This is a genomic window from Glutamicibacter sp. BW78 (assembly GCF_002332245.1).
GTDB lineage: Bacteria > Actinomycetota > Actinomycetes > Actinomycetales > Micrococcaceae > Arthrobacter_H > Arthrobacter_H rhombi_A.
Genome location: NZ_NRGU01000022.1, coordinates 1 through 1,795, shown reverse-complemented (window position 1 = coordinate 1,795; position 1,795 = coordinate 1). Strand labels below are relative to the sequence as shown.

1 protein-coding gene is annotated in these 1,795 nt (G+C 59.5%); it reads left to right on the top strand.

The window, feature by feature from the left end; genetic code table 11:
* Positions 1-1,429 precede the first annotated feature (1,429 nt).
* Entirely contained in the window at positions 1,430-1,588 is a 159-nt protein-coding gene (locus tag CIK75_RS16180) for a hypothetical protein (protein ID WP_206745471.1), read from the top strand.
* Positions 1,589-1,795: the final 207 nt, after the last annotated feature.

Below are 1,795 nucleotides of genomic sequence, written 5' to 3'. Positions count from 1 at the left end.
CGCGATGATCTGCTCAAAAGCTTGGCTTCGGCTGAGGCCCATGTTTTTGGCGAGAGTGGCAATGGAATCACGGATACTCGGGGGGACACGGACGAGGACCTGGACATTTTCCTGCCCTGTCCCGCGCTCTCGAGCTAGCCGCGTAGTTTCTGTGGTCATGCGACCAACTTATCCGCTAGCGATATCATCTGCCCCGGAGGTGGAGGCGTGTCGCCGTTAATTCTTTCCACGTATCTGCGGAAAACTCCACACGGGACGGCCCTATTAGGTAAGAGACCAAAAATAGGGCTGGAGGAAACCTCGGATGTGCACGAAAGACCGCAGATGCCCAGGGCATGGCAACACGAGCGGGCGCAGAAAACACAACCAGCGTCGTAAGGACAATCGCAAGATCCAGAAGCAGATCCTCGAGTTTGCGGACGGGATGCCAGAGGCCCCGGATGATCTTGCGGACAGGAAGATTCCTGAGCTGAAGAAGTGGGCCGAAGAAAACGGTGCGGACAACGACGTTCTCCACGCCCACGGCACTGTGCCACCTGAAGACGGAAATGCCGGTCGGGGCGATGAAGCTGCGCCTGGTGCTGCTCCGCGCGCTAGGGAGGAACTGGATGCAGATGGGTTCTTACCGCCAGCTCCAAGCCCTGAACCACGAGCGCGGGCCGTGCCGGCAGGGGNNGCATCGCGCCCCAGCTGTGGGCGGGGGAGGAGCCCGGGCTGGTCGGGCAGCGGCCGGCCGGGGCGGCGGGCGCGGCGTAGCTGATGCCGGTGCCGCCGGCGCCAACCGCGAGAAACGTGACCCGATTTCCGAGACCGATCCATCGTGCAGGGGGATCGAAAACCAGCTACGGGCACTTCAGCAAAGCCAGAGCAGCCACCGATGGGAGGAGAGGGTCCTCATGGGGTCGGTGAAAAGCAACGAAAGGCTTGTCGGCGGCGGCGTAAACGAAACACGAGTGCTGAAGTACAAGGACGGAATGGAGGGCTACTTCAAGCCAGTCTCAGGAGCCAACCAAGGCCTTGCCGCTGCCTTCGGTCATGCAAGCAACGAACAGACCGTCAACGAAGCCGCGGCCTGGAACTTCGCAAAGAAGCTAGGGCCCGAGTATGAACAACTGGTAGCCCCATGCGTCATCATCGAACACGGCGGCAAGTACGGCTCCGTCTCCTTCGGCCACAAGGCCGGCAGGGCCAGTGATGTCATTGGCCGCGATATTGGAAAGCTCCCAGCCGACCAGNNGACCAGGCGGATCGAGCAGCGTTCTTCGACGCGTTAACCGGACAGCAAGACCGTCACCGGCAGAACTTCCTCGTGGACAATCGCGGGATCGTGCTCATCGACCACGGCTTCGGGTTCAAACCTTCAACGAGGAGCCATATGAACCATTCGGACCTGCAGAGGTACCGCTCTATGGACCCCGAAAGGCGGAAGTTGAATCAATCGGAGTACGAAGTCCTGCAGAAGGTGGCCCATTCCGAGGATTGTCTGGGGATGTCCAGCATCCTCGGGGACAAGAAAACTGATGCCATGAAGCGCAGAGCCAAAAAGATGCTGGAAGCAGGCCGGGTATTGGAGCCCTGGGAAAGCTAGCCAAAACACTAGTGTTAATGTAACATCAACACAAAGGAGGATCTCATGCTCACTAACAAATTCATGACCCTGAACGTAGACACCGCCGAGTATGAGCTCGGCGCCACCTTCATCCTCTACGACGACCTCACCTACGAAATCACCGGCCCCAACCCGGACACCGTAATGATGGACTACCGAACCTACGCCCCCACCCACCCGGAACAC